At 69.2% G+C, this 20,284-nt stretch carries 22 protein-coding genes; 17 read left to right on the top strand and 5 right to left on the bottom strand.

Going from position 1 to position 20,284, the window contains the following annotated elements; genetic code table 11:
• Positions 1-13: 13 nt before the first annotated feature.
• From ACWGL1_RS13965 to ACWGL1_RS13975, 3 genes are all read left to right on the top strand, one after another.
• Positions 14-2,134, top strand: a complete 2,121-nt coding sequence (locus ACWGL1_RS13965) for a prolyl oligopeptidase family serine peptidase (RefSeq protein WP_452112326.1) — start codon at positions 14-16, stop codon at positions 2,132-2,134.
• Positions 2,135-2,200: 66 nt separating this feature from the next.
• Positions 2,201-2,866, top strand: coding sequence for an alpha/beta hydrolase (locus tag ACWGL1_RS13970; protein ID WP_452112327.1), 666 nt, complete (start codon positions 2,201-2,203; stop codon positions 2,864-2,866).
• Between the two features lie 75 nt (positions 2,867-2,941).
• Positions 2,942-4,387: an AMP nucleosidase gene (locus tag ACWGL1_RS13975; RefSeq protein ID WP_452112328.1), complete on the top strand. Its 1,446-nt coding sequence runs from the start codon at positions 2,942-2,944 to the stop codon at positions 4,385-4,387.
• 80 nt (positions 4,388-4,467) lie between these two features.
• Here the strand turns inward: ACWGL1_RS13975 and ACWGL1_RS13980 are convergent, their stop codons facing one another.
• Positions 4,468-5,214, bottom strand: coding sequence for an SAM-dependent methyltransferase (locus tag ACWGL1_RS13980; protein WP_452112329.1), 747 nt, complete (start codon positions 5,212-5,214; stop codon positions 4,468-4,470).
• Positions 5,215-5,315: 101 nt separating this feature from the next.
• Here ACWGL1_RS13980 and ACWGL1_RS13985 point away from each other — a divergent pair, with 101 nt between their 5' ends.
• Genes ACWGL1_RS13985 through ACWGL1_RS14000 form a run of 4 tightly spaced genes read left to right on the top strand, consistent with a single transcriptional unit; the run spans position 5,316 to position 8,400 of the window.
• Positions 5,316-5,942, top strand: coding sequence for a hypothetical protein (locus tag ACWGL1_RS13985; RefSeq protein ID WP_338577286.1), 627 nt, complete (start codon positions 5,316-5,318; stop codon positions 5,940-5,942).
• 1 nt (position 5,943) lies between these two features.
• Positions 5,944-6,261, top strand: coding sequence for a winged helix-turn-helix domain-containing protein (locus ACWGL1_RS13990; RefSeq protein WP_452112330.1), 318 nt, complete (start codon positions 5,944-5,946; stop codon positions 6,259-6,261).
• A 43-nt stretch (positions 6,262-6,304) separates the two neighbouring features.
• Positions 6,305-7,081, top strand: coding sequence for a tyrosine-protein phosphatase (locus ACWGL1_RS13995; protein ID WP_452112331.1), 777 nt, complete (start codon positions 6,305-6,307; stop codon positions 7,079-7,081).
• On the top strand, positions 7,078-8,400 hold the full coding sequence (locus ACWGL1_RS14000; RefSeq protein WP_452112332.1) for an anthranilate synthase component I family protein: 1,323 nt from the start codon (positions 7,078-7,080) through the stop codon (positions 8,398-8,400). The genes ACWGL1_RS13995 and ACWGL1_RS14000 overlap by 4 nt, the downstream gene beginning before the upstream one ends.
• 11 nt (positions 8,401-8,411) lie before the next feature.
• On the opposite strand, the gene ACWGL1_RS14005 is transcribed toward ACWGL1_RS14000, so the two are convergent.
• The 3 genes from ACWGL1_RS14005 to ACWGL1_RS14015 form a co-directional block, all read right to left on the bottom strand.
• On the bottom strand, positions 8,412-8,975 hold the full coding sequence (locus ACWGL1_RS14005) for a TadE/TadG family type IV pilus assembly protein (protein WP_452112333.1): 564 nt from the start codon (positions 8,973-8,975) through the stop codon (positions 8,412-8,414).
• Positions 8,972-9,442: a TadE/TadG family type IV pilus assembly protein gene (locus tag ACWGL1_RS14010; RefSeq protein ID WP_452112334.1), complete on the bottom strand. Its 471-nt coding sequence runs from the start codon at positions 9,440-9,442 to the stop codon at positions 8,972-8,974. The genes ACWGL1_RS14005 and ACWGL1_RS14010 overlap by 4 nt, the downstream gene beginning before the upstream one ends.
• 61 nt (positions 9,443-9,503) lie before the next feature.
• Positions 9,504-9,890, bottom strand: coding sequence for a pilus assembly protein N-terminal domain-containing protein (locus ACWGL1_RS14015; protein WP_291780965.1), 387 nt, complete (start codon positions 9,888-9,890; stop codon positions 9,504-9,506).
• Between the two features lie 282 nt (positions 9,891-10,172).
• Here ACWGL1_RS14015 and ACWGL1_RS14020 point away from each other — a divergent pair, with 282 nt between their 5' ends.
• The 9 genes from ACWGL1_RS14020 to ACWGL1_RS14060 all read left to right on the top strand — a co-directional run bounded on the left by ACWGL1_RS14020 (position 10,173) and on the right by ACWGL1_RS14060 (position 19,387).
• Positions 10,173-10,358 (top strand): Flp family type IVb pilin, encoded by a 186-nt coding sequence (locus ACWGL1_RS14020; RefSeq protein ID WP_291780962.1) that lies wholly within the window; start codon positions 10,173-10,175, stop codon positions 10,356-10,358.
• 111 nt (positions 10,359-10,469) lie between these two features.
• Positions 10,470-10,982, top strand: a complete 513-nt coding sequence (locus tag ACWGL1_RS14025; RefSeq protein WP_291780959.1) for an A24 family peptidase — start codon at positions 10,470-10,472, stop codon at positions 10,980-10,982.
• Between the two features lie 119 nt (positions 10,983-11,101).
• Positions 11,102-12,022 carry a Flp pilus assembly protein CpaB gene (gene cpaB / locus ACWGL1_RS14030; RefSeq protein WP_452112335.1) on the top strand — a complete coding sequence of 307 codons (921 nt, stop codon included), beginning with the start codon at positions 11,102-11,104 and terminating at the stop codon, positions 12,020-12,022.
• 17 nt (positions 12,023-12,039) lie between these two features.
• Positions 12,040-13,584 (top strand): type II and III secretion system protein family protein, encoded by a 1,545-nt coding sequence (locus tag ACWGL1_RS14035; RefSeq protein ID WP_338577292.1) that lies wholly within the window; start codon positions 12,040-12,042, stop codon positions 13,582-13,584.
• Positions 13,585-13,589: 5 nt separating this feature from the next.
• A complete protein-coding gene (locus ACWGL1_RS14040; protein ID WP_452112336.1) occupies positions 13,590-14,267 on the top strand; it encodes a CpaD family pilus assembly protein in 678 nt (225 codons plus the stop codon).
• Complete coding sequence (locus ACWGL1_RS14045) at positions 14,264-15,787, top strand: AAA family ATPase (RefSeq protein WP_452112337.1); 1,524 nt, start codon at positions 14,264-14,266, stop codon at positions 15,785-15,787. Before ACWGL1_RS14040 ends, ACWGL1_RS14045 begins: the two co-directional genes overlap by 4 nt.
• Before the next feature lie 4 nt (positions 15,788-15,791).
• Positions 15,792-17,387, top strand: coding sequence for a CpaF family protein (locus ACWGL1_RS14050; protein ID WP_291780947.1), 1,596 nt, complete (start codon positions 15,792-15,794; stop codon positions 17,385-17,387).
• 4 nt (positions 17,388-17,391) lie between these two features.
• Positions 17,392-18,375 carry a type II secretion system F family protein gene (locus tag ACWGL1_RS14055; protein WP_291780944.1) on the top strand — a complete coding sequence of 328 codons (984 nt, stop codon included), beginning with the start codon at positions 17,392-17,394 and terminating at the stop codon, positions 18,373-18,375.
• Between the two features lie 16 nt (positions 18,376-18,391).
• Entirely contained in the window at positions 18,392-19,387 is a 996-nt protein-coding gene (locus tag ACWGL1_RS14060) for a type II secretion system F family protein (RefSeq protein WP_312219603.1), read from the top strand.
• Positions 19,388-19,392: 5 nt separating this feature from the next.
• Here the strand turns inward: ACWGL1_RS14060 and ACWGL1_RS14065 are convergent, their stop codons facing one another.
• Positions 19,393-19,827: an SRPBCC domain-containing protein gene (locus ACWGL1_RS14065; RefSeq protein ID WP_291780938.1), complete on the bottom strand. Its 435-nt coding sequence runs from the start codon at positions 19,825-19,827 to the stop codon at positions 19,393-19,395.
• Between the two features lie 115 nt (positions 19,828-19,942).
• Between ACWGL1_RS14065 and ACWGL1_RS14070 the strand changes: the two genes are divergently transcribed.
• Positions 19,943-20,284: a RidA family protein gene (locus tag ACWGL1_RS14070; RefSeq protein WP_452112338.1), complete on the top strand. Its 342-nt coding sequence runs from the start codon at positions 19,943-19,945 to the stop codon at positions 20,282-20,284.

Here is a 20,284-nt window from a genome sequence, read left to right on the forward strand (position 1 = left end):
GAGGAGCGCCTGAATGCGCCGCCTGCCCCATCTCCTGTCCGGCCTCAGCGCCGCCGCCCTGCTGACCGCCTCGGCCCTGCCGGCCCTGGCCGAGGGGGCGCTCGTCGCCCCGGCCGCGGCGACGACCCCAGCGACGACCCAGGCCCGCGCCGCCTTCACCTATCAGGACATGATCTCGGCCAACCGGCTGGGCGACCCCCAGGTGTCGCCGGACGGCGAGTGGGTGGTCTATTCGCTGACCCAGACCGACGTGGCGGCCAACAAGCGCTCGAGCGCCCTCTACATCCTGGGCCTGAAGGGCGAGGCTCAGCCGCAGAAGCTGGCCATCTCCGAAGGCGGCGCCAACACCGCCCGCTGGGGCGCCGACGGCGAGCTGTATTTCCTGTCGGGCCGTTCGGGCTCCAGCCAGGTCTGGGTCTCGGCCGACAAGGGCGCGACGGCGACGCAGGTCACGGCCCTGCCGACCGACGTCAACGCCTATCGCATCAACGCGGCGGGCGATGCGGTGGCCGTGTCGCTGGCCGTCTACCCGGATGCGGCGGACCTGAACGCCTCGGTCGCGCGCGGCAAGACAGAGGCCGAGCGCAAGTCGACCGGCCAGGTCTATGACCGCATGTTTGTGCGTCACTGGGATACGTGGAACGACCACACCCAGAACCACCTCTTCGTCCAGTCGATCGGCGCCGACGGCAAGGCGGGCGGCGAGCCGGTCTGGGTCACGAAGGGCTTCGACGGCGACACCCCGTCCAAACCGTTCGGCGACGAGAGCGAGTTCACCTTCGCGCCTGACGGGCAGTCGCTGGTCTTCTCCGCGCGCAAGGCTGGGAACAGCGAGCCGTGGAGCACGAACTTCGACCTCTACAGCGTCGCCGTATCGGCGCCGGGCCAACTGACCAATCTGACCGAGGCCAACCCGGCCTGGGACACCGGCCCGGTCTTCTCGCCGGACGGTCAGACCCTGGCCTACCGCGCCATGGCCCGTCCGGGCTTTGAAGCGGACAAGTTCTCGATCTTCCTGCGCGACGTCGCCACCGGCCAGACGCGCCAGATCGCGGCCAACTGGGACCGTTCGGCGGATACGCTGCAATGGTCCAAGGACGGAAACACCCTCTACGCCACTGCGGGCGATGTCGGTCAGACCCGCCTGTTCGCCATCGACGCGCGCAACGGCGTGGTGACGCCGCTGACGGGCGAAGGCCACGTCGGCGCCTTCCAGCAGACGCCCTCGGGCTTCGTCATGGCGGTCGACACCCTGACCTCGCCCAGCGACCTGTTCTTCAAGACCTATCGCGGCCGCGAAATGCCGCGCCGCCTGACCGATGTGAACCCGCAGCTGACGACCAAGGCCTTCGGCGAGGCCGAGCAGTTCAGCTTCCCCGGCTGGAACGACGAGACGGTCCACGGCTACGTCATCAAGCCCGCTGACTACGTCGAGGGTCAGAAGTATCCGGTCGCCTTCCTGATCCACGGCGGGCCGCAGGGCTCGTTCGGCAACTCCTGGTCCTACCGCTGGAACCCCGGCACCTATGCGGGCGCGGGCTATGCGGTGGTGATGATCGATTTCCACGGCTCGACCGGCTACGGCCAGGAATTCACCGACGCCATCAGCCAGCACTGGGGCGACCGCCCGCTGGAAGACCTGCAGAAGGGCTGGGCCTTCGCCCAGTCGAAGTATGACTTCCTGGACGGGAACAACGCCTGCGCCCTGGGCGCCTCCTACGGCGGCTATATGATCAACTGGATCGCGGGCAACTGGCCGGGCGAGTTCAAATGCCTGGTCAACCACGACGGCGTCTTCGACACCTTCGGCATGGGCTACGGCACCGAGGAGCTGTGGTTCACCGAGTGGGAATACGGCGGCACGCCGTGGGAAAACCCGGAAGGCTATCAGAAGTTCAACCCGGCCAACCACGTCCAGAACTGGCGCGACCCGATGCTGGTGGTTCAGGGCGATCTCGACTTCCGCATCCCCACCTCGCAGGGCCTGTCGACCTTCACCGCCCTGCAACGGCGCGGGATCGAGAGCCGCCTGGTCTTCTTCCCCGACGAGAACCACTGGGTGCTGAAACCGGCCAACAGCCTGCAATGGCACAATGAGGTCTTCGGCTGGCTGGACAAGCACCTGGCCCGGTAAGGTTCGACCTGATTTCGGGGCGCGGTTCGACAGGGCCGCGCCCCTTTGATTTCCGGGGGAGACGGCATGACGAGGCGAGGACTTCTGGCGCCGCTGCTGGCGACGGTGGCGACCGCAGCCTGCGCGCCGCTGATCGGCGAGGGCGGGTCGGCGCCCGTTCCGATCGGGCCGCCCGGCTGGCGTACGGCGCGCACGGCCTATGGCGCCGATCCGCGTCAGACGTTGCGCCTCTATCGTCCGGCGCGGGCGGACGGTTCGCCTATCCTGATCCTGCTGCCGGACGGAGCCCCCCAGGCGGCGGATGAACGGACGGCGGATGAACGGACGGCGCGCGACCTGGCCGAGCGAGGCTTCGTCGTGGCTCTGGCCGACCGACGGGCGGCGCCGGGCAGCCCCTATCCGGCCTTCATCGCCGATGGAGCGTCAGCCGTCGCCTGGGCGGCGCGGCGGGCCGAGGATATGGGCGGAGACGCCGGACGGATCGGCGTTCTGGGCCTGGGCGAAGGCGGTCGCGCGGCCCTGATGCTGGCGCTGGACCGGCGCTATCTGGCGACGGCCGGCGCGCCCGGAGCGGTGCGGGCGGCGGCCGCCCTCGGCGCGCCCGACAAGCCGGATGCGACCTTCACCGATCCTTCAGCCTACGAGGGGGCGAGAGACGGGACGCTGGTCTGGCGCGGGGCGGCGGACGATCGGACGAAGGCCGTCGCCTTCCTGCGCGGGGCGTTGAGCTAACCCTCGGCGGTCAACTGTCATGTCGGCGTGTTTCCCCCGTCTCGCCAAGGTCACGGTTTTCCGCTAGAGGAAGCCATGACAGACAAGATGACCCCCCAGGCGGCGCTGGACCGCCTCGAAACCCTCTACAATCAATCCGTCGCCAACCTGCGCCAGGCCGTGAAGACCTTCCTGGCGACCGGCGAACGCGCCGACCCCGAGGCGCGCGCGCAAGGCCTGTTCGCCTACCCCCGCCTGACGGTGACCTGGTACGGCGACCGCCCGCAGAACCTCGAGACCCGCGCCTATGGCCGCCTGTCCTGGCCCGGCGTCTATACGACCACCATCACCCGGCCCGACCTGTTCCGCACCTATCTGCTGGATCAGCTGACCCTGCTCGCGACGGAGTATGGGGCGACCTTCGCCGTCGAGCCGTCGGATCAGGAGATCCCCTTCCCCTATGTGCTGGACGGTTCGGACGTGGTGCTGGACCGCACCATGACGGCGGCCATCGCCCGCTGGTTCCCGACCACCGAACTGGCCCATATCGGCGACGAAGTCTCCGACGGCCTGTGGGAGCCGGGCGAGGAGCATCCGCTGGCCCAGTTCGACGCCCTGCGGACCGACTTCTCCCTGGCGCGGCTGCGGCACTACACCGGCACGCCGGTCGAGGACGTGCAGAGCTTCATCCTCTTCACCAACTACAATCGCTACGTCGATGAGTTCGTGCGCTGGGCCACGGCCGAGATCGCCGATCCCGACAGCCCGTATGAGAGCCTGTCTTGCGCCGGAGGCGTGGTCGTGACGCGCGCCACCGACGACCCGGAGGCGGCCATCATGGACGCGGCCTGGCGCAAGCATCAGATGCCCGCCTATCACCTGACGCGGCCGGACGGCCAGGGCATCACCCTGGTCAACATCGGCGTCGGCCCGTCCAACGCCAAGACCATCTGCGACCACCTGGCGGTCATGCGGCCGCACGCCTGGATGATGATCGGCCACTGCGGCGGCCTGCGCGGCAGCCAGACCATCGGCGACTATGTCCTGGCCCACGCCTACCTGCGCGACGACCATGTGCTGGACGCCGTCCTGCCTGCCGACATCCCGATCCCCAACATCGCCGAGGTGCAGCGCGCCCTCTATGACGCGACCAAACAGGTTTCGGGGGCGCCGGGCGAAGAGGTGAAGAAGCGGCTGCGCACCGGCACCGTCGTCACCACCGACGACCGCAACTGGGAGTTGCGCTATTCCAAGTCGGCCCTGCGCTTCAACCAGAGCCGCGCCGTCGCCATCGACATGGAAAGCGCCACCATCGCGGCGCAGGGCTATCGCTTCCGCGTGCCCTACGGGACGCTGCTATGCGTCTCGGACAAGCCGCTGCACGGCGAGATCAAGCTGCCGGGCCAGGCCAACCGCTTCTACGAAGGCTCGATCTCCGAGCACCTGCAGATCGGCATCCAGGCCGTGGACCTGCTGCGCGCCGAGGGAACCCGCCTGCACTCGCGCAAGCTGCGCGCCTTCGACGAGCCGCCTTTCAGATAAGGGCGCGATCGCTCGCGACGCGGTCGCGCGCTGCTTGAGCGCGGCTTCTCCCTCCCTTCATGGGGAGGGGCGTCGGCCCTTCAGGTCTTCCGGAAGAGGTAGAGGCCGAAGCCGAAGTAGGGGGCGCCGAAGTCGAACATCATCTTGATGCGGTTCGCCGTGGCGGCGACGGTCGGCGCATCGGCATGATCAGGATGGGCGTCAAGCCAGTCGGCGATCGCCGTCTCCATGCCCGTGCGATAGACCGCCCATTCCGCCTCATCGGAGATTTCGGCCGAAACGACCTCCAGACCCGCAGCGCGCGCCGCCGCCTGCCATTCGTCGTGACGGACATAGTAGCCGGACGCTTCCACCAGTTGGCGAAGCGGCGCGGGCGGTTCGTCTTTCCAGAACAGGTCGCCCCACAACAGCGCGCCGCCCGGAGCCAGGCGTTCAGCCAGGGCGGAAAAGACGGCGACGGGTTCACGCAGCCCCTTGCCGGCCGGTTCCGTCGAGCCGATGGCCACGATCAGGTCCAGCGGCGCATGATCATCGAGAGCGGCGGCGGAGGTCTCGCGCCGCAGCGTGATCCGGTCCAAGAGGCCCGCCTGCGCGATACGCGCTGCGGCGCCGTCAGCCATGACCGGGTCCAGCTCCACCGCCGTCACGCGGGCGTCGAAGACGCGGGCCAGACGCATGGAGACTTCGCCATAGGCGCAGCCGATGTCCATGACCGTCGCGCCGGACCTCAGCCCGGCGCGCGCGACGGAGGCCTCCAGCCGCTCCATCGACAGGGCGTTGCAGATGGCCAAGGGCTCATAGGCGATGTGATGAAAGGCGACGCGCATGGCCAAGGTCTAGGCCGCCCGGCGCGTTCCGTCTCAGAAAAAGAACTTTACATCATAAAGTTCTTGGCTCACTTTCTGCACGACAGGCAGGGAGAGACGCCATGACCCGCGACCAGGTTCAATCCGTTCACGACGACATCGCCTATATGAAGGCCCTCGCCCAGGAGGGACGGCGAGCGCCGCTTCTAGGCGGATCGGTGCTGGTCGCCGCCGCCGTAATCTTCGGGGCCGCCACGGTCGGCCAGTGGATGATGGTGCTGGGCCGTATCCCCAACGGCGGCTGGGAAAGCCTGTCGCTGTGGCTGGGCGCGGCCGCAGTATTCGTGATCGCCCTGATCGTACTCATCCGCCGCATCGAAAGCGCCTGCGGCGGCGCCAGCGCCATGAACCGGTCGGTCGGCGCGGCATGGTCGGCCATCGGCTACGGCATCTTCGTCACCTGGACGGCTCTGATGGTCTTCGGCTGGCGCACCGGCGACTGGGGCGTGATGGCCCTGATGCCGACGGTGGTCATGGGCGCCTACGGTTCGGCCTGGATGGTGGTGGCCGCCATCAGCCGCAAGGCCTGGCTCAACGTCGTGGGCCTGATCTCCTACGCCGGCGCCGTGGTGCTTGCCGGACTGGGCGACCCTCTGCTCATCTATCCGGTCTATCTGGTCCTGCTGATCGCCGTCGCCCTCGCGCCCGGACTGATCCTGGTGCGCGGCGCAACGAAGAAGGCGGGCTGAGATGAACGTCGAGGACGAGACCTCGAACTTCGACATCGGCCGCATCGACGAGGTGATCCACGGCCGGGTGCGCCTGGGGATCATGGCCTGTCTGGCCGGTGTGGAGAGCGCCGACTTCGGCGAGCTCAAGGCTCGGCTGCAGGCGACGGACGGCAATCTGTCGGTGCATTTGCGAAAGCTAGAGGAGGCGGGATTCGTCGCCGTGTCCAAGAGCTTCCAGGGCCGCAAACCCCTGACGCGGGCCAGCATGACCGAGGCGGGCCGCGACGCCTTCCTCGCCTATCTGGACGCCATGTCGGCCCTGGTGGCGGGACGCTAGCCCGGACTGGCGCCCCCCGTCGAACAGTCTAAGAAAGGCGGTCATGAGCGACCGCCTTTCGCCGTTCGAGGCCATCGACAATTTCCGCGACTACGGCGGCTACGCCGTGGACGATCGCCTGCTGGCGCGCGGGCGGCTGTATCGCGCGGCGCATCAGGCGCGGGCGACCGACGCCGACGTGGCGCGGCTGGCGGCGCTGAAGCTGGCCGCCGTGGTCGACCTGCGCCGTCCCAGCGAGCGACGCGCCCAGCCGTCTCGCCGCCCGGTCGGCTGGGCCGGGACGCTGATCGAAAGCGGTCATGACGACGGGGGCGAGGCGCCGCACCTGACCTTTCTGAAGACCGCCGACCTGACCGAGGCGTCCGGCCGAACCTTCATGACCGAGACCTATCGCCGCCTGCCGTTCGAGGCGGCCCATGTCGATCTGTTCGGTCGCTACTTCCGTCTGCTGGGCGAGGCCGAGGGACCGGTGCTGATCCACTGCGCGGCGGGCAAGGACCGGACCGGCCTGCTGGCGGCCCTGACCCACAGCCTGCTGGGCGTGGCGCAGGACGACCTGATGGCGGATTATCTGGAGACCAACAGGGCCGTGAACCTTGAGGGCAGGGCCGAAGAGATGGCCCGTCGCCTGACGGCCATGACCGGCCGCACCGCGTCGCACGGGGCCGTGGTCGCCTTCCTAGGCGTCGAGGCGGCCTATCTGAACGAAGCCTATCGGGCCATCGCGGCGCACAACGGTTCGGTCGGCGGCTACCTGCAGCATGTGCTGGGCGTGGATGCGCCCCTGGCCGCCCGCATCCGGGCGCGGCTGGCGCCGTGAGCGCCCTGCCCGCGCGCCTTGTCGAGACGCATCCCTGGCGCGAGCCTCTAACGACGGCGGCGGGGCTGAGCCGGCGCGAGGGCGCCCTGGCCTTGCTGGCCGGCGCCGGAGATCCGGACGCGCACGGCGGGCGCTGGTCCTTCGTCGCCTGCGAGCCGGACCAGACCTTCATCGGGCGGGTCGACGACGGGGCCTTGTTTCAGCGCCTGCGCGATCCGGCCTATGCGGGCGGCGGCGTCGTCGGGCTGATGAGCTATGACGCCGGGGCGCGGCCCGCGACCGGCGAACGCGGGAGCGGCTGGCCCGACCTGATGCTGGCCCGCTATCCGGCCCTGCTGGCCTTCGACCATCGCGAGCGTCGGGTGCAGGCCGTTGGGCGCGGGATCGACGCCGAGGCGGCGCGTCTTCAGGTCCGTCGGGCGGCTGGGTGGCTGGAGGCGGCAGCGTCGGTCGCGCCGCCCCCGCCGCCGTGCGATCGCGCGATCGAGGAAGGCTCGGGCGCGGCCTATGAGGCGGCGGTCGCCGACGTGATCGCCCGCATCGGCGCGGGCGAGCTGTTCCAGGCCAATATCGCCCGCGCCTGGACCGGAACGCTGAAGCCGGGGCGCGATCCCTTCGACGTCTTCCTGCGGCTGTCGGCGGAGCGGGGCGCGGCCTACGGCGCCTTCTGGCGCCTGGGCCGAAGGGCGCTGGCGTCCAACTCGCCCGAACTGTTCCTGACCTTCGACGGCGACAGCGGCCGCATCGAGACCCGACCGATCAAGGGCACCCGTGCAAGAGATCCCGACCCGGTCCGGGACGCGGCCCTGGCCGCGGAACTGATCGCCAGCGCCAAGGACCTGGCCGAGAACCTGATGATCGTCGATCTGATGCGCAACGACGTGGCGCAGGCGGCCCGGCCCGGCTCGGTCCAGGTCCAGCGGCTGTTCGAACTGGAGAGCCACCCGACGGTGCACCATCTGGTCTCGACCGTCAGCGCTCAGGCGGCGGACGGCGTCGGTCCGGCCGAAGTGATGGAGGCCGCCTTCCCGCCCGGCTCCATCACCGGCGCGCCCAAGCATCAGGCCATGAAGGTGATCGCAGGCCATGAGCCGCCGCGCGGGCCGTGGTGCGGCTCCCTGTTCGGTTGGGGGCTGGGCGAGGAGGCGCGACTGACCGCCTCCGTCCTGATCCGCACGGCGGCCTTTGAGCAGACGGCGCTCGGCTGGGGCTGGCGCGCCCTGGCCGGGGCGGGGATCGTCGCCGACAGCGACCCGCGCGCCGAACGGCTGGAGACCGAGGCCAAGTTCCGTGCGCTTAGGGAGGCCCTGGTCGGCTAGGGCCGCCCGAGTCAGACGGGGCAGTCCGCGCAGGCGATCCGGTCGGTGGTGCGCGGGCGGAGATAGTAGCTGCGCCGGAAGGTGACGCCGTTGGGAATGACCTGGGCGAAGGCCGATTGGTAGGCGTATTCGGTCTCGCCCAGGATCAAGGTCTCGCCCGTCGAGATCACACCCGGCGGCAGGTCGGTCACTACGGAGCGCGGGGCGCGGCCGGTCAGGTTGCGGTTGTTGGCGCCGCTCCATTCGACCGTGGCCACGCCGCGCGCATCCACCGTGACGCTTGAGACGCGGATGGACAGCGGCGTCGAGGAGAAGGGGCGCATGATCATGTCCCCGATCATGAAGGTGCTCTCAAGGTCCTGGACATTGGTGCCGCCGGACTGGGCCACCAGGTCCGCGACCATGGAGGCGGCGTGGCTGGCGCGACGCTCGGCCATATAGCCCTGACTGAACTCGACCAGGCCGAAATAGATGGTGATCATCACCGGCGCGATCAGGGCGAACTCGACCGCAGAGACGCCGCGTCGGTCCCGCAACAGGCGGCGCAACAATCCGATGTTCGCGGTGCCTCTCACTGATAGGGCTCGTTGCGGAAAGCCAGGGTGGTGGTCAGCATCACGCGACGATCGGCGGTGCGCGACACGGCCTGGGCGATGAAGGGGGTGACGATGGGATGTTCGTACCAGACGCGCACCAGCACCCGATCACCGGGCCCGCCTGGCTGATAGGTCAGAACGCCGGGGTCGAAGGCCCCCGTTTTCAACGGGTCTGCGTCCGGCGGCGTGGAGAAGCCGTCGACCACCCGGATGTCGATGAAGGCGCGGCTGGGGCAATCGCGCGAGAAAACGCCCATGTTGGCGCACAGACGCGCCTTGATGTCTTCGGCTTCGAGCTTCTGTTCCTGGGCCAGACCGGTGCGGATCTGCCGGCCGGCGTCGGAGACGGCGGTTTCGGCCAGGGCGTCGACCAGAAGCATCAGGCCGATCTCCAGTATGCCGAACAACAGGACGAAGAAGGGAAGGGCCACGAGGGCGAACTCCACGGCGGTGGAGCCCTCGCGATGTCGCCGACCTCGCATCAAACCCAGCCCCCGTCGCATGGAGTCAGGGCGCCGTGGACGGGCGCGCGGCGGGCGCGCAACGAGTCCCGCAGGCGACCTCGACCGCCTCGCCCCCGCGCCAGACGCGCACCGAGCCGGTCTCGCCGGGACTGACCGAAACCTGACGCTGGAACAGCGGGCGGCCCAGGGCGTCGACAGCGATGATTTCCGTCAGGCCGTAGCTCTTGCCCGTGATGAACAGGGTGCGGGCGTCGGTCACGGCGACGTCGGCGATGCGCGGATTGGCCACGATGACCGAACCGGCCGGGGCGCGAAGCTGCACCCGCGTGGCCTGGTCCAGCTTGACGTCGAGCGGCCGGTCCTGCGCCGAAGCCGGCATGGCGAGGGCAAGCGTTGCGGCCAGGCCGACGAAAAGAATAGCGGGGCGCATGGCGAGACCTCCGAGAGCGTCAGAACGGGCGCGCGCGAGCGCCGGACGCGAAGCTGACGCTCAAAGGTCAAGAAACCCTGAAATTCGAGATCGACGCCGAAATGAAACGCGAATTTCAGTAAACAACCCAGTAACCATCATTTCTTCTGCTGATCGGCGAGATTTTACTCGCTCTTAAGAGGCGTCGACGCATTGTCGCCATGCAAACGGGGGTCAAGCGGGCAAAACCGAAGACCCTGATAGTGGGTCATCAGCTCGTTACTGAACAAAGGAAGACAAGACATGCGCAACTTCATCACGCGCTTCGCTAAAGACGAATCCGGCGCCACGGCCATCGAATACGGCCTGATCGCCGCTCTGATCGCTGTGGCGATCATCGGCGCGGTTGGCATCCTTGGCGGCAAGCTCAAGGAGACGTTCACCGGCGTGAATACGGCGATCACTGCGGCTGAAGCCGCTCAGAACTAAGCTCCAGAGTTCCTTAGGAGAAAGGCCGGGACTTTCACGTCCCGGCCTTTTTCATGCGCCAGATCGACTACAGAAACCGCGCCTTAAGAGATGAAGCCGTAGGATCTACGCATGCTCGCGATCTCCTTCACGCTATTGGCAGTCTTGCCCGTCCTGGCCGTCATCGCGGCCTTGCATGATTTGACGACGATGAAGATTCCGAACTGGATTTCAGGCCTTTTGATCGTCGGCTTCTTTCCGGCGGCCTTGGCGCTGGGTCTGCCCTGGGCGACGGTGGGCGTTTCAGCAGCTCTGGCGGCCGTCGCCCTCATCATCGGCATGGGGATGTTCGCGGCGAACTGGATCGGGGGCGGAGACGCCAAGCTGCTGGCCGCCGCCATGTTGTGGATGGGCGTTTCAGGCGCCCTGCCCTTCATTCTCTTCACCGCGCTCGCCGGCGGCGGCTTCTGCCTGCTGCTGCTGACGGCGCGCAGCCATCTGCCCTTCTTCGCCCAGACCGGCCCCGGCTGGGTCATGCGGTTGATGCAGCCCAAGGGCGACATCCCCTATGGCGTCGCCATCGCCGTCGGCGCCTTGCTCGCCTATCCGTCCAGCCCCTTGATGACCGCCTTCATCGCGGGTTGATGACGCCGTTCGTTAAAGCGCCGAGCTTAGGGGCGCGTTAACCATGACAAGCCATTATCCCTGACAGGCAGGGGGCGGATCATCCGGGTTCGCGCGATCGCGTCTGCCGGAGAGACTGGATGAAACCCGCCAAGATCGCCGTCATCTGCGTTGCAGCCCTTGCAGCCATCGGCCTGGCCCTGGTCGTGCGCGCCATGGGATCGTCGGGACAGCCGACAGCGACCGCATTGGCCGCCGTCGAGACGCGGCCCATGGCTCGGGTGCTGGTCGCCGCGCGGGATCTGGAGCCGGGCCGACGCCTGACCGAAGCCGACCTGAGCTGGAAGGACTGGCCGGTCGACGAACTCAACCCTCTTTTCATCACCGACGGCCCGCCGCCGACGCCCAAGGCGGAAGGCGCAGCCGCCGAGAACGCCGCCGCTGGCGGCAAGAGCGCCACGGTGGAGCGCGCCATGAAGGCCGTCGCCGAACTGAACACGCCGGGGGCCAAGGGCGACTACATCGGCGCCGTGGTGCGCGAAACCGTCCTGGCCGGAGAGCCCCTGGTGGCGCGCAAGGTCGTGCGCGCCGGGGACAGCGGCTACATGGCCGCCTATCTGGAGCCGGGGATGCGGGCCATGGCGATCCGCGTCACGGTCGAGACCGCTGCGGGCGGCTTCATCCTGCCTGGCGACCGGGTGGACGTCCTGCTGACGCGCGAGATCAAGGGCTCGGGCGACGACGGCGGAACGCGATACTCGGCCGCCACGGTGATGCGCAACGTCAAGGTCCTGGCCATCGACCAGAGCACCCGCGCCGCCGAGGACGAGAAGGCGGTGGTCGGCGCCACCGCCACCCTGGAGCTGACCGGCCGCGACGCCGAGGTCCTGGCCCTGGCCAAGTCCGAAGGCGACCTGTCGCTGGTGCTGCGCTCCTACGCCGATACGGCCGGGCCGTCGGGCCATGTGCCGGGCGCGGTTCGCGGCGCTCGCGCGGCGGGCGGCGGTTCGGTCGTGAAAATCTATCGCGAGGGCCAGGTCGAGACGGTGACGACGCCATGAGGACGAGGCTATCCGGCATGAATCGTTTCGCCGTCGCCGCCTGCGCCGCCCTGATCGCCCTGGGCGGCTCGGCGGCGTCGGAAGGCGCCAGGGCCCAGACGCGCGCGGCCATCACCGCAGGCTCGGCCCCCCAGCTGGTCAATCTGCCGCGCGGGACCTCCTTCGCCGTCGACCTGCCGACCGATGCGCGCGACGTCATCATCTCCAATCCCACCGTGGCCGAGGCCATGCTGCATTCGCCCCGGCGGATCACCATGATCGGCCTGGCGGGGGGCGAGACGGACGCCGTCTTCCTGGATGCGGGCGGCCGCACCATCCTGGCCCTGCGCGTTCGCGTCGATGCAGGGGTCAGCGCGCTTCAGGACACGCTGGCGCGCGTGGCGCCGGGCTCCAACCTGCGCGCCGAGGCGGTCAACGACAGCATCATCCTGACCGGCGTGGCCGCCAGCCCGGCCGAGGCCGACCGCGCCGCCCAGGTGGCGCGCGCCTTCGTCAGCGCCCCTGAAAAGGTCATGAACATGATCGCCGTCGCCGGCTCGGACCAGGTGACGCTGAAGGTGCGCGTGGTCGAGGTGCAGCGCAACGCCATTAAACAGCTCGGCTTCGACACCCAGGCGGTGATCGGCCGGGTCGGCGACACCCAATGGCTGCTGGGCAACAGCGCCACCTGGGGCGTGAACGGCTCCTTCCTGGGCGGGCTGGCGGGCGGGATCGCGCGCGACACCACCAAGAATTTCCAGATGCAGATGCCCTGCGGTCCCGGCTGGCCCGAGGGCTCCATGTGCCCGGTCACGGTCGACGGCAGCCCCGGCGACCCCAGCAACTGGGACACGGCCCAGCCCGGAACCGGCCCGGGTTCGGACGGGCTGAACAAGGGCGAGGCCATGCTCAAGGCCTTCGAGCGCGTCGGCCTGGTGCGGACGCTGGCCGAGCCCAACCTGACCTCGGTCAACGGCGAGGCGGCCAGCTTCCTGGCCGGGGGCGAGTTCCCCGTGCCCGCCGGACGTGATCGCGAAGGCCAGGTCACCGTCGAGTACAAGCCCTACGGCGTCGGTCTGTCGTTCCGGCCGGTGGTCCTGTCGGAAGGACGCATCAGCCTGCAGGTCAAGGTCGAGGTGTCGGAGCTGACGCCCAACGGGGGCCTGACCATCGGCGCGGGCACGCCGTCCTCCATCACCCTGCCGGGCCTGAGCGTGCGGCGCAGCGAGAACACCATCGAACTGCCCTCGGGCGGGTCGATGATGATCGCGGGCCTGCTGCAGGAATCGACGCGCCAGGCGATCGACGCCCTGCCGGGCATGACCAACCTGCCGGTGCTGGGCCAGCTGTTCAGGTCGCGCGATTATGTGATGGGCGAGACCGAACTGGTGGTCATCGTCGAACCCTATATCGTCAACCCGACGTCGCCGGGGCGGATGCAGACCCCCGCCGACGGCCTGCGCATCGCCCAGGACGCCCAGACCATCTTCTTCGGCCAGCTGAACCAGGTCTACGGCTCGCCCGCCCCGGCGGCCCAGCCCGGCGCCGGCTGGCGCGGTCCTGTCGGCTATGTGATCGAGTGAGCGCCATGATCCGCACCGCCTCCATCTCCGCCGTTCTGGGCCTGAGCCTGACGCTGTCGGCCTGCGTGGGCGGCCCGGCCAGCCTGGGCGGCGAGCCGCCGCTGACCCCGACCTCGCGCTTCTCGCTTCAGGTCGAGCCGGGCCTGGACCGCATCGCCCTGGCGGTGCACGAGACCGGCCTGTCGGCCAATCAGCGCGCCGCCCTGGACGCCCTGGTCGGTCGTTTCGCCATGGAAGGGGCGCCCGTCCTGGTCATCGAGGCGCCGGCGGGCGGCGATCCGACGGCGGCCCAGGCGGCCTGGAACGTCAAGGCGGCGTTCGAGGCGGCGGGCGTGCCCGGCGAGCGCATCCAGTTGGTCGGCTACGCCGCGCCGGACCCGAGGGCGCCGGTCCTGGTCGGCTTCGAGACCGTGCAGGCGGTCGTGCCGCAGTGTGGAGCCCAATGGGGCAATCTGGGCCGCACCGGCGACAACCAGTCAGCCTCCAACTTCGGGTGCGCCGTCACCGCCAACCTGGCCGCCCAGATCGCCGATCCGCGCGACATCGTCACCCCGCGCGCCATGACGCCGGCCGACGCGGGCCGTCGCTCCGTGGTGTTCGACGCCTATCGCGAGGGCGCGCAGACCGCCGCCCAGCGCGAGGCGCTGATCTCGCAGACCAAGATTTCGCAGGCGGTGCAATGACGTCCGCGCCCAAGCCCTTCCCGACACAGGATTTCGACGCCCTCGACGGGTTCGATCTCGACGACGACTTCATGGACCTGCACCCCGCGCCGAGCCTCGCGCCTGCGGCCCTGGACCGGGCGGCGGACGCCTTTGATCCGGTCGGGCGGATGCGCGACGAGACCGAGACGGCCATCCGGTCGCAACCGCCTGTGTCCGCCCCTGCCGCCGCCGAGCCCGTGGTGGCGGCCCTGCCCGCGCTGGAGCCGTCGACGGCCCTGACGCTGGGCGGCCCGGCTTCGGTCGAGGTGTCGATCCCCCGCATCGGCGTGCACATCTTCGCCGAGCGTCAGGACACGGCCGCCGCCGCCGAGCGCGCCGGCCAGGACCGCCGCATGGCGCGCGCCACGACCCAGATCCGCCTCGGCGGCGTTCAGGCGGCGATCGAGGCCTATCAGGCCGAGCCGACGCCGCCCCTGATCATCGTCGAGAGCCTGAAGGCGCCGCAGGATCTGCTGGCCGAGATCGACCAGTTGGCCCAGGTCTGCGACGCGGGCACCAAGGTCGTCATCATCGGCGCGACCAACGACATCCTGCTGTTCCGCGAACTGATGCGGCGCGGCGTCAGCGAATATCTGGTGGCGCCGGTCCAGCCGCTGCAGCTGATCGCCGCCATCGGGGGCCTGTTCGCCGACCCGGCCCAACCCTTCGTCGGCCGCACCATCGCCTTCGTCGGCGCGCGCGGCGGGGCGGGAGCCTCGGCCGTGGCGCACAACACCGCCTATGCGATGAGCGAGCGGATCGGCGTCAACACCGTCATCGTCGACTATGACCTGCCGTTCGGCACGGCGGGGCTGGACTTCAACCAGGACCCGCTGAACGGGGTGGCCGACGCCCTCAGCCAGCCCGACCGCCTGGACGCCACCCTGCTGGACCGGATGATGGTCCGCTGCACCGACAAGCTGAGCCTGTTCGCGGCGCCCGCCACCCTGGAGACCGACTGGGACATCGGCGCCGAGGCCTTCGAGGAGGTCACCACCCGCATCCGCGCCACGGCGCCCTTCGTGGTGCTGGACCTGCCGCACCTGTGGTCGGGCTGGATGCGCCGGGCGCTGATCGCGGCGGACGAGGTGGTGGTGGTGGCGACCCCGGACCTGGCCTCGCTGCGCAACGCCAAGAACATGATCGACCTGATCAAGCAGGGCCGTCCCAACGACGCCCCGCCGCGCCTAGTGCTGAACCAGGTGGGGATGCCGGGTCGGCCCGAAATTCCGGCTAAGGACTTCGGCGCGGCCCTAGGCGTCCATCCCAGCCTCAGCATCCCCTTCGACGCCAAGGTGTTCGGCGCGGCCGCCAACAACGGCCAGATGATCGTCGACGCCGCCGCCAGGACCAAGGCGGCCGAGGCCTTCGAGACTCTGGCCCAGATCGTCTCGCGCCGCGAGCTGCCGGCCGCGTCCGCGCGCGCGACGGGCCGGCCCAGGCCGGCCGCCAAGGGAAGCGGCTCCCTGCTCGGCTCCCTGTTCAGCAAGAAGTCCTGAGGCCGTGTTCGGCAAGCGGACAGCACAACCGGGCCTCGCCCCCGCCGCGCCGCGGCCCGCCCCAGCCGTCGCGCCGGAAGCGCAGCCGCGTCGCGCGCCCGAGCCGGTCGACGGCTTCTCCGCCGACGACCTGGACCCTCTGACGCCGTCGCCTGCCGCCGCCCCGCGCAGCGACCGGCTGGACGCCCTGGACGGATTGCTGGGCCGCAAGCCCGAGCCAGCCCAGACCGCCATGCCGGGCGCCGCGCCTGCGGCCGGTCCCCGCGCCACGCCGGGTCTGGAGCAGCTCAAGAAGGCCCAGGCCGTCGCCGAGATCGTGCGCGAGCAGAGCGACTATTATCACGCGACGAAGACCACCATCTTCAACGCCCTGATGAACACCATCGACCTGGCCCAGCTGGCGCAGCTGGACCAGAAGGCGGCGTCCGAGGAAATCCGCGACATCGTCTCCGAACTGGTGGCGATCAAGAACGTCTCCATGTCGGTGGCCGAGCAGGAGCACCTGGTCCAGGACATCCTGAACGACGTCCTCGGCTATGGTCCGCTGGAGCCGCTGCTGGCGCGCGACGACATCGCCGACATCATGGTCAACGGCGCAGGCCGGGTCTTCATCGAGGTCGGCGGCAAGGTGCAACTGACCAATGTCCGCTTCCGCGACAACGGCCAGTTGATGAACATCTGCCAGCGGATCGTGTCCCAGGTCGGCCGCCGCGTCGACGAAAGCTCTCCGATCTGCGACGCCCGCCTGCCCGACGGCAGCCGCGTCAACGTCATCGCCCCGCCGCTGGCCATCGACGGTCCGACGCTGACGATCCGCAAGTTCAAGAAGGACAAGCTGACGATGCGCAACCTGGTGGAGTTCGCCTCCATCAGTCCCGAGGGCGCGCGGGTGCTGGGCGTCATCGGCGCGGCGCGATGCAATCTGGTCATCTCGGGCGGCACGGGCTCGGGCAAGACCACCCTGCTGAACACCCTGACGGCCTTCATCGACCCGACCGAGCGCGTCATCACCTGCGAGGACGCCGCCGAGCTGCAGCTGCAGCAGCCGCACGTCGTGCGTCTGGAGACCCGCCCGCCGAACCTGGAGGGCCAGGGCCAGATCACCATGCGCGACCTGGTCAAGAACTGCCTGCGGATGCGCCCCGAACGCATCATCGTCGGCGAGGTGCGCGGTCCCGAGGCCTTCGACCTGCTGCAGGCCATGAACACCGGCCACGACGGTTCAATGGGCACCCTGCACGCCAACAGCCCGCGCGAGGCGATCAGCCGTCTGGAATCCATGATCACCATGGGCGGCTACGGCCTGCCGTCCAAGACCATCCGCGAGATGATCGTCGGCTCCATCGACGTCATCGTCCAGGCCGCGCGCCTGCGCGACGGCAGCCGCCGCATCACCCACATCACCGAGGTGGTGGGGCTGGAAGGCGACGTCATCGTCACCCAGGACCTGTTCGTCTACGACATCACCGGCGAGGACGCGCACGGCAAGATCACCGGGCGTCACCGCTCGACCGGCATCGCCCGTCCGCGCTTCTGGGACCGCGCCCGCTACTACGGGCTGGAGCGCGAACTGGCCGAAGCCCTGGACGCGGCGGAGTAGGGCGATGCTGCTTCCCATCCTGGCGGCGGTCCTGGCCTTCATCACCATCGGCGGCGTCGGCTGGGTGCTGGTCGGCGGCGACGATTCCTCGGGCCAGGCGGTCAAGCGCGCCAAGACCATGGGCGGGGTTCGGGCCGAGGCGGCGGCGAGCGCCAAGCGTGCGGCGGCGGCCAATACGCCCGAGGCCCGGCGCAAACAGATCCTGCAGCAGCTTCAGGAGGTCGATCGGCGCGAGCGCAAGGCGCGCCTGACCATGGCGGCCAAGCTGAAGCAGGCGGGCCTGACCCTGTCGATGCGGACCTTCGTCATCATCAGCGTGGTCGCGGGCCTGGTCGGGGCGTTTCTGGCCTTCGTGCTGGGGGCCAACATCCTCATCGTCCTGGGCGTCGGCGTGGCCGCAGGCCTGGGCCTGCCGCGCTGGATCGTCGGCTTCAAGGCCAAGGCGCGGATGAAGAAATTCTCCCTGGCCTTCGCCGATGCGATCGACATCCTGGTGCGCGGCATCAAGACCGGCCTGCCGGTGCACGACTGTTTCAAGATCATCGCCCGAGAGAGCCCCGAGCCCCTGGCCGGGGAGTTCCGCCTGCTGGTCGAGGGCATGGGGGTGGGGCTGACGCTCGCCCAGGCCCTGGACAAGATGTATGAGCGCATCCCGACGCCGGAGCTGAAATTCTTCGCCATCGTCATCGCCATCCAGCAGAAGTCGGGCGGCAACCTGGCCGAGGCCCTGAGCAATCTGACCTCGGTGCTGCGGGCCCGAAGGATGATGGTCGAAAAGATCAAGGCCCTGTCGTCCGAGGCCATCGCCTCGGCCGGCATCATCGCCTCCCTGCCGCCAGCGGTGATGATCCTCGTGATGCTCTCGAGCCCCAGCTACATGCTGCTGATGTTCACCGACATCCGCGGCCAGGTCATGCTGATGGGCGCGGGCCTATGGATGGCGATCGGCGTCTTCGTGATGAAGCGCATGATCAACTTCAAGTTCTGACGAGGGAGCGACGACCGTGAACGGCTTCATGCGCTTCATCACCGACCCGCAGAACCTGCTCAGCATCGGGGTGGGCGTGGCCGTCTTCGCCAGCGTGCTGACGCTTCTGTCCTCCTTCGTCGACGGCGGGCCGCGCCTGGACAAGCGGATGAAGGCGGTGGCCGAGCGCCGCGAGGAACTGCGGCGCCGTTCGCGCCAGGCCATGCGCGGCGGCGCGGCGGGCGGCGAAGGCGCCAGCCTGCGCCAGACCGACGACAGCTTCCGCAGCCGGGTGGTCGCCCGGCTGAACCTGATGAAGCTGCTGGAAGACCCCAAGGTCGCCGACAACATGATCCAGGCGGGCTTCCGCGGGCCGAGGCCGCTGAACACCTTCTACTTCTTCCGCTTCGCCACCCCCTTCATCCTGATGGCGCTGACGGCCTTCTATCTGTTCGGCGTCGTCAAGCCGGACCTGCCCCTGACCACCCTGATCGCCTTCGTGGTCGGGGCGGCGGGCGTCGGCTTCTATGCGCCGAACATCTATCTGAAGAACATGATCGACAAGCGGCGGGCCTCGATCGTGGCGGCCTTCCCGGACTCGCTCGACCTGCTGCTGATCTGCGTGGAGTCCGGCATGTCGATCGAGGCGGCCATCCAGAAGGTCAGCCAGGAGGTCGGCGGCCAGTCGATCGAACTGGCCGAGGAGCTGTCCCTGCTGTCGGCCGAGCTCAGCTATCTGCCGGACCGGCGCATGGCCTATGAGGGCATGGCCAAGCGGACCCAGCATCCGGGCATCAAGGCCGTGGCCACCGCCATGACCCAGGCCGAGACCTACGGCACGCCGCTGGGGTCGGCCCTGCGCGTCATGGCCAAGGAGAATCGCGACCTGCGCCTGGCCGCCGCCGAGAAGAAGGCCGCCGCCCTGCCGGCCAAGCTGACCGTGCCGATGATCCTGTTCTTCCTGCCGGTGCTGTTCGTGGTCATCCTGGGTCCGGCCATCATCAACATCCAGGACATGATGAAGGGCGGCTAGGCGTTTCAGCCTTCCTCGGCGGTCCGCTTCAGGGCCTCGCTGATGGCCTGATAGGCCGGGCGGATGCGAGGGCGGTGCTTGTCATGGAACAGTTCGGCGCGCAGGCCGGTGAAGACCGTGCCGTGCGACACGATGCAGGCCCCCCGCTCCAGCTCCTCGATCTCATAGTAGCGCAGGGTGCGGAACAGGAATCCGCGACGCTCGATCCAGACCAGCTGGGCGTTGGGCTCCCATTCGCCCAGCCTCGCCTGCACCTGCCGCTCGCCCAGGTCCGGCAGGCGTTCCGTCAGGCTGATCGGCGCGCCGAAGCCCAGGGCGCCCTCGACCTCGACCTCATGCGGATTCCAGCGGTTCCAGCCGCCGAAGTCCGTCAGCACTTCCCAGAGGCGTTCGGCCGTGGCGCGCACGCCGATGCGGTTCTCGATGCGGATCGTTTCCATGGCGCTTCCTGTGACACGGCTTTTCGCGTTTAGGAAGACGGCGCGGCGTCCGGCCTTTGTCCTTGGAGCGGCCGCCCCGCCGCGTTAAGTCCGGGCCTCAGCGCAAGGAGCCGTCATGATCACCCGCATCCAGCCCGACAGCCGTATGAGCCAGGCCGTGATCCACGGCCAAACCGTCTACCTGGCCGGACAGGTCGGCGAGCCGGGCGAGGACGTCGCCGCCCAGACGCGCACCGCCCTGGCCGAGGTCGAGGCGATCCTGGCCGAATGCGGCAGCGACAAGACGAAGATCCTGTCGGCCCAGGTCTGGCTGGCCGACATCGCCGATTTCGAGGCGATGAACGCCGTCTGGGACGCCTGGGTCGACCCGGCCCACCCGCCCGCCCGCGCCACCTGCGAGGCGAAGCTGGCCACGCCCGATTACCTCGTCGAAGTCATCGTCGTGGCGGCGCGCTGA

The organism is Brevundimonas sp. NPDC055812, assembly GCF_053616535.1.

Excerpts from the sequence above, each read along its gene's own strand:
- ACWGL1_RS14035 (WP_338577292.1), top strand. The coding sequence starts at position 12,040 with ATGAATCGTTTCGCCGTCGCCGCCTGCGCCGCCCTGATCGCCCTGGGC.
- ACWGL1_RS13975 (WP_452112328.1), top strand. The coding sequence starts at position 2,942 with ATGACAGACAAGATGACCCCCCAGGCGGCGCTGGACCGCCTCGAAACC.
- ACWGL1_RS14065 (WP_291780938.1), bottom strand. The coding sequence starts at position 19,827 with ATGGAAACGATCCGCATCGAGAACCGCATCGGCGTGCGCGCCACGGCC.
- ACWGL1_RS13965 (WP_452112326.1), top strand. The coding sequence starts at position 14 with ATGCGCCGCCTGCCCCATCTCCTGTCCGGCCTCAGCGCCGCCGCCCTG.
- cpaB (WP_452112335.1), top strand. The coding sequence starts at position 11,102 with ATGAAACCCGCCAAGATCGCCGTCATCTGCGTTGCAGCCCTTGCAGCC.
- ACWGL1_RS14045 (WP_452112337.1), top strand. The coding sequence starts at position 14,264 with ATGACGTCCGCGCCCAAGCCCTTCCCGACACAGGATTTCGACGCCCTC.
- ACWGL1_RS14055 (WP_291780944.1), top strand. The coding sequence starts at position 17,392 with ATGCTGCTTCCCATCCTGGCGGCGGTCCTGGCCTTCATCACCATCGGC.
- ACWGL1_RS13990 (WP_452112330.1), top strand. The coding sequence starts at position 5,944 with ATGAACGTCGAGGACGAGACCTCGAACTTCGACATCGGCCGCATCGAC.
- ACWGL1_RS14020 (WP_291780962.1), top strand. The coding sequence starts at position 10,173 with ATGCGCAACTTCATCACGCGCTTCGCTAAAGACGAATCCGGCGCCACG.
- ACWGL1_RS14025 (WP_291780959.1), top strand. The coding sequence starts at position 10,470 with ATGCTCGCGATCTCCTTCACGCTATTGGCAGTCTTGCCCGTCCTGGCC.
- ACWGL1_RS13995 (WP_452112331.1), top strand. The coding sequence starts at position 6,305 with ATGAGCGACCGCCTTTCGCCGTTCGAGGCCATCGACAATTTCCGCGAC.
- ACWGL1_RS13985 (WP_338577286.1), top strand. The coding sequence starts at position 5,316 with ATGACCCGCGACCAGGTTCAATCCGTTCACGACGACATCGCCTATATG.
- ACWGL1_RS14070 (WP_452112338.1), top strand. The coding sequence starts at position 19,943 with ATGATCACCCGCATCCAGCCCGACAGCCGTATGAGCCAGGCCGTGATC.
- ACWGL1_RS14040 (WP_452112336.1), top strand. The coding sequence starts at position 13,590 with ATGATCCGCACCGCCTCCATCTCCGCCGTTCTGGGCCTGAGCCTGACG.
- ACWGL1_RS13970 (WP_452112327.1), top strand. The coding sequence starts at position 2,201 with ATGACGAGGCGAGGACTTCTGGCGCCGCTGCTGGCGACGGTGGCGACC.
- ACWGL1_RS14015 (WP_291780965.1), bottom strand. The coding sequence starts at position 9,890 with ATGCGCCCCGCTATTCTTTTCGTCGGCCTGGCCGCAACGCTTGCCCTC.
- ACWGL1_RS13980 (WP_452112329.1), bottom strand. The coding sequence starts at position 5,214 with ATGCGCGTCGCCTTTCATCACATCGCCTATGAGCCCTTGGCCATCTGC.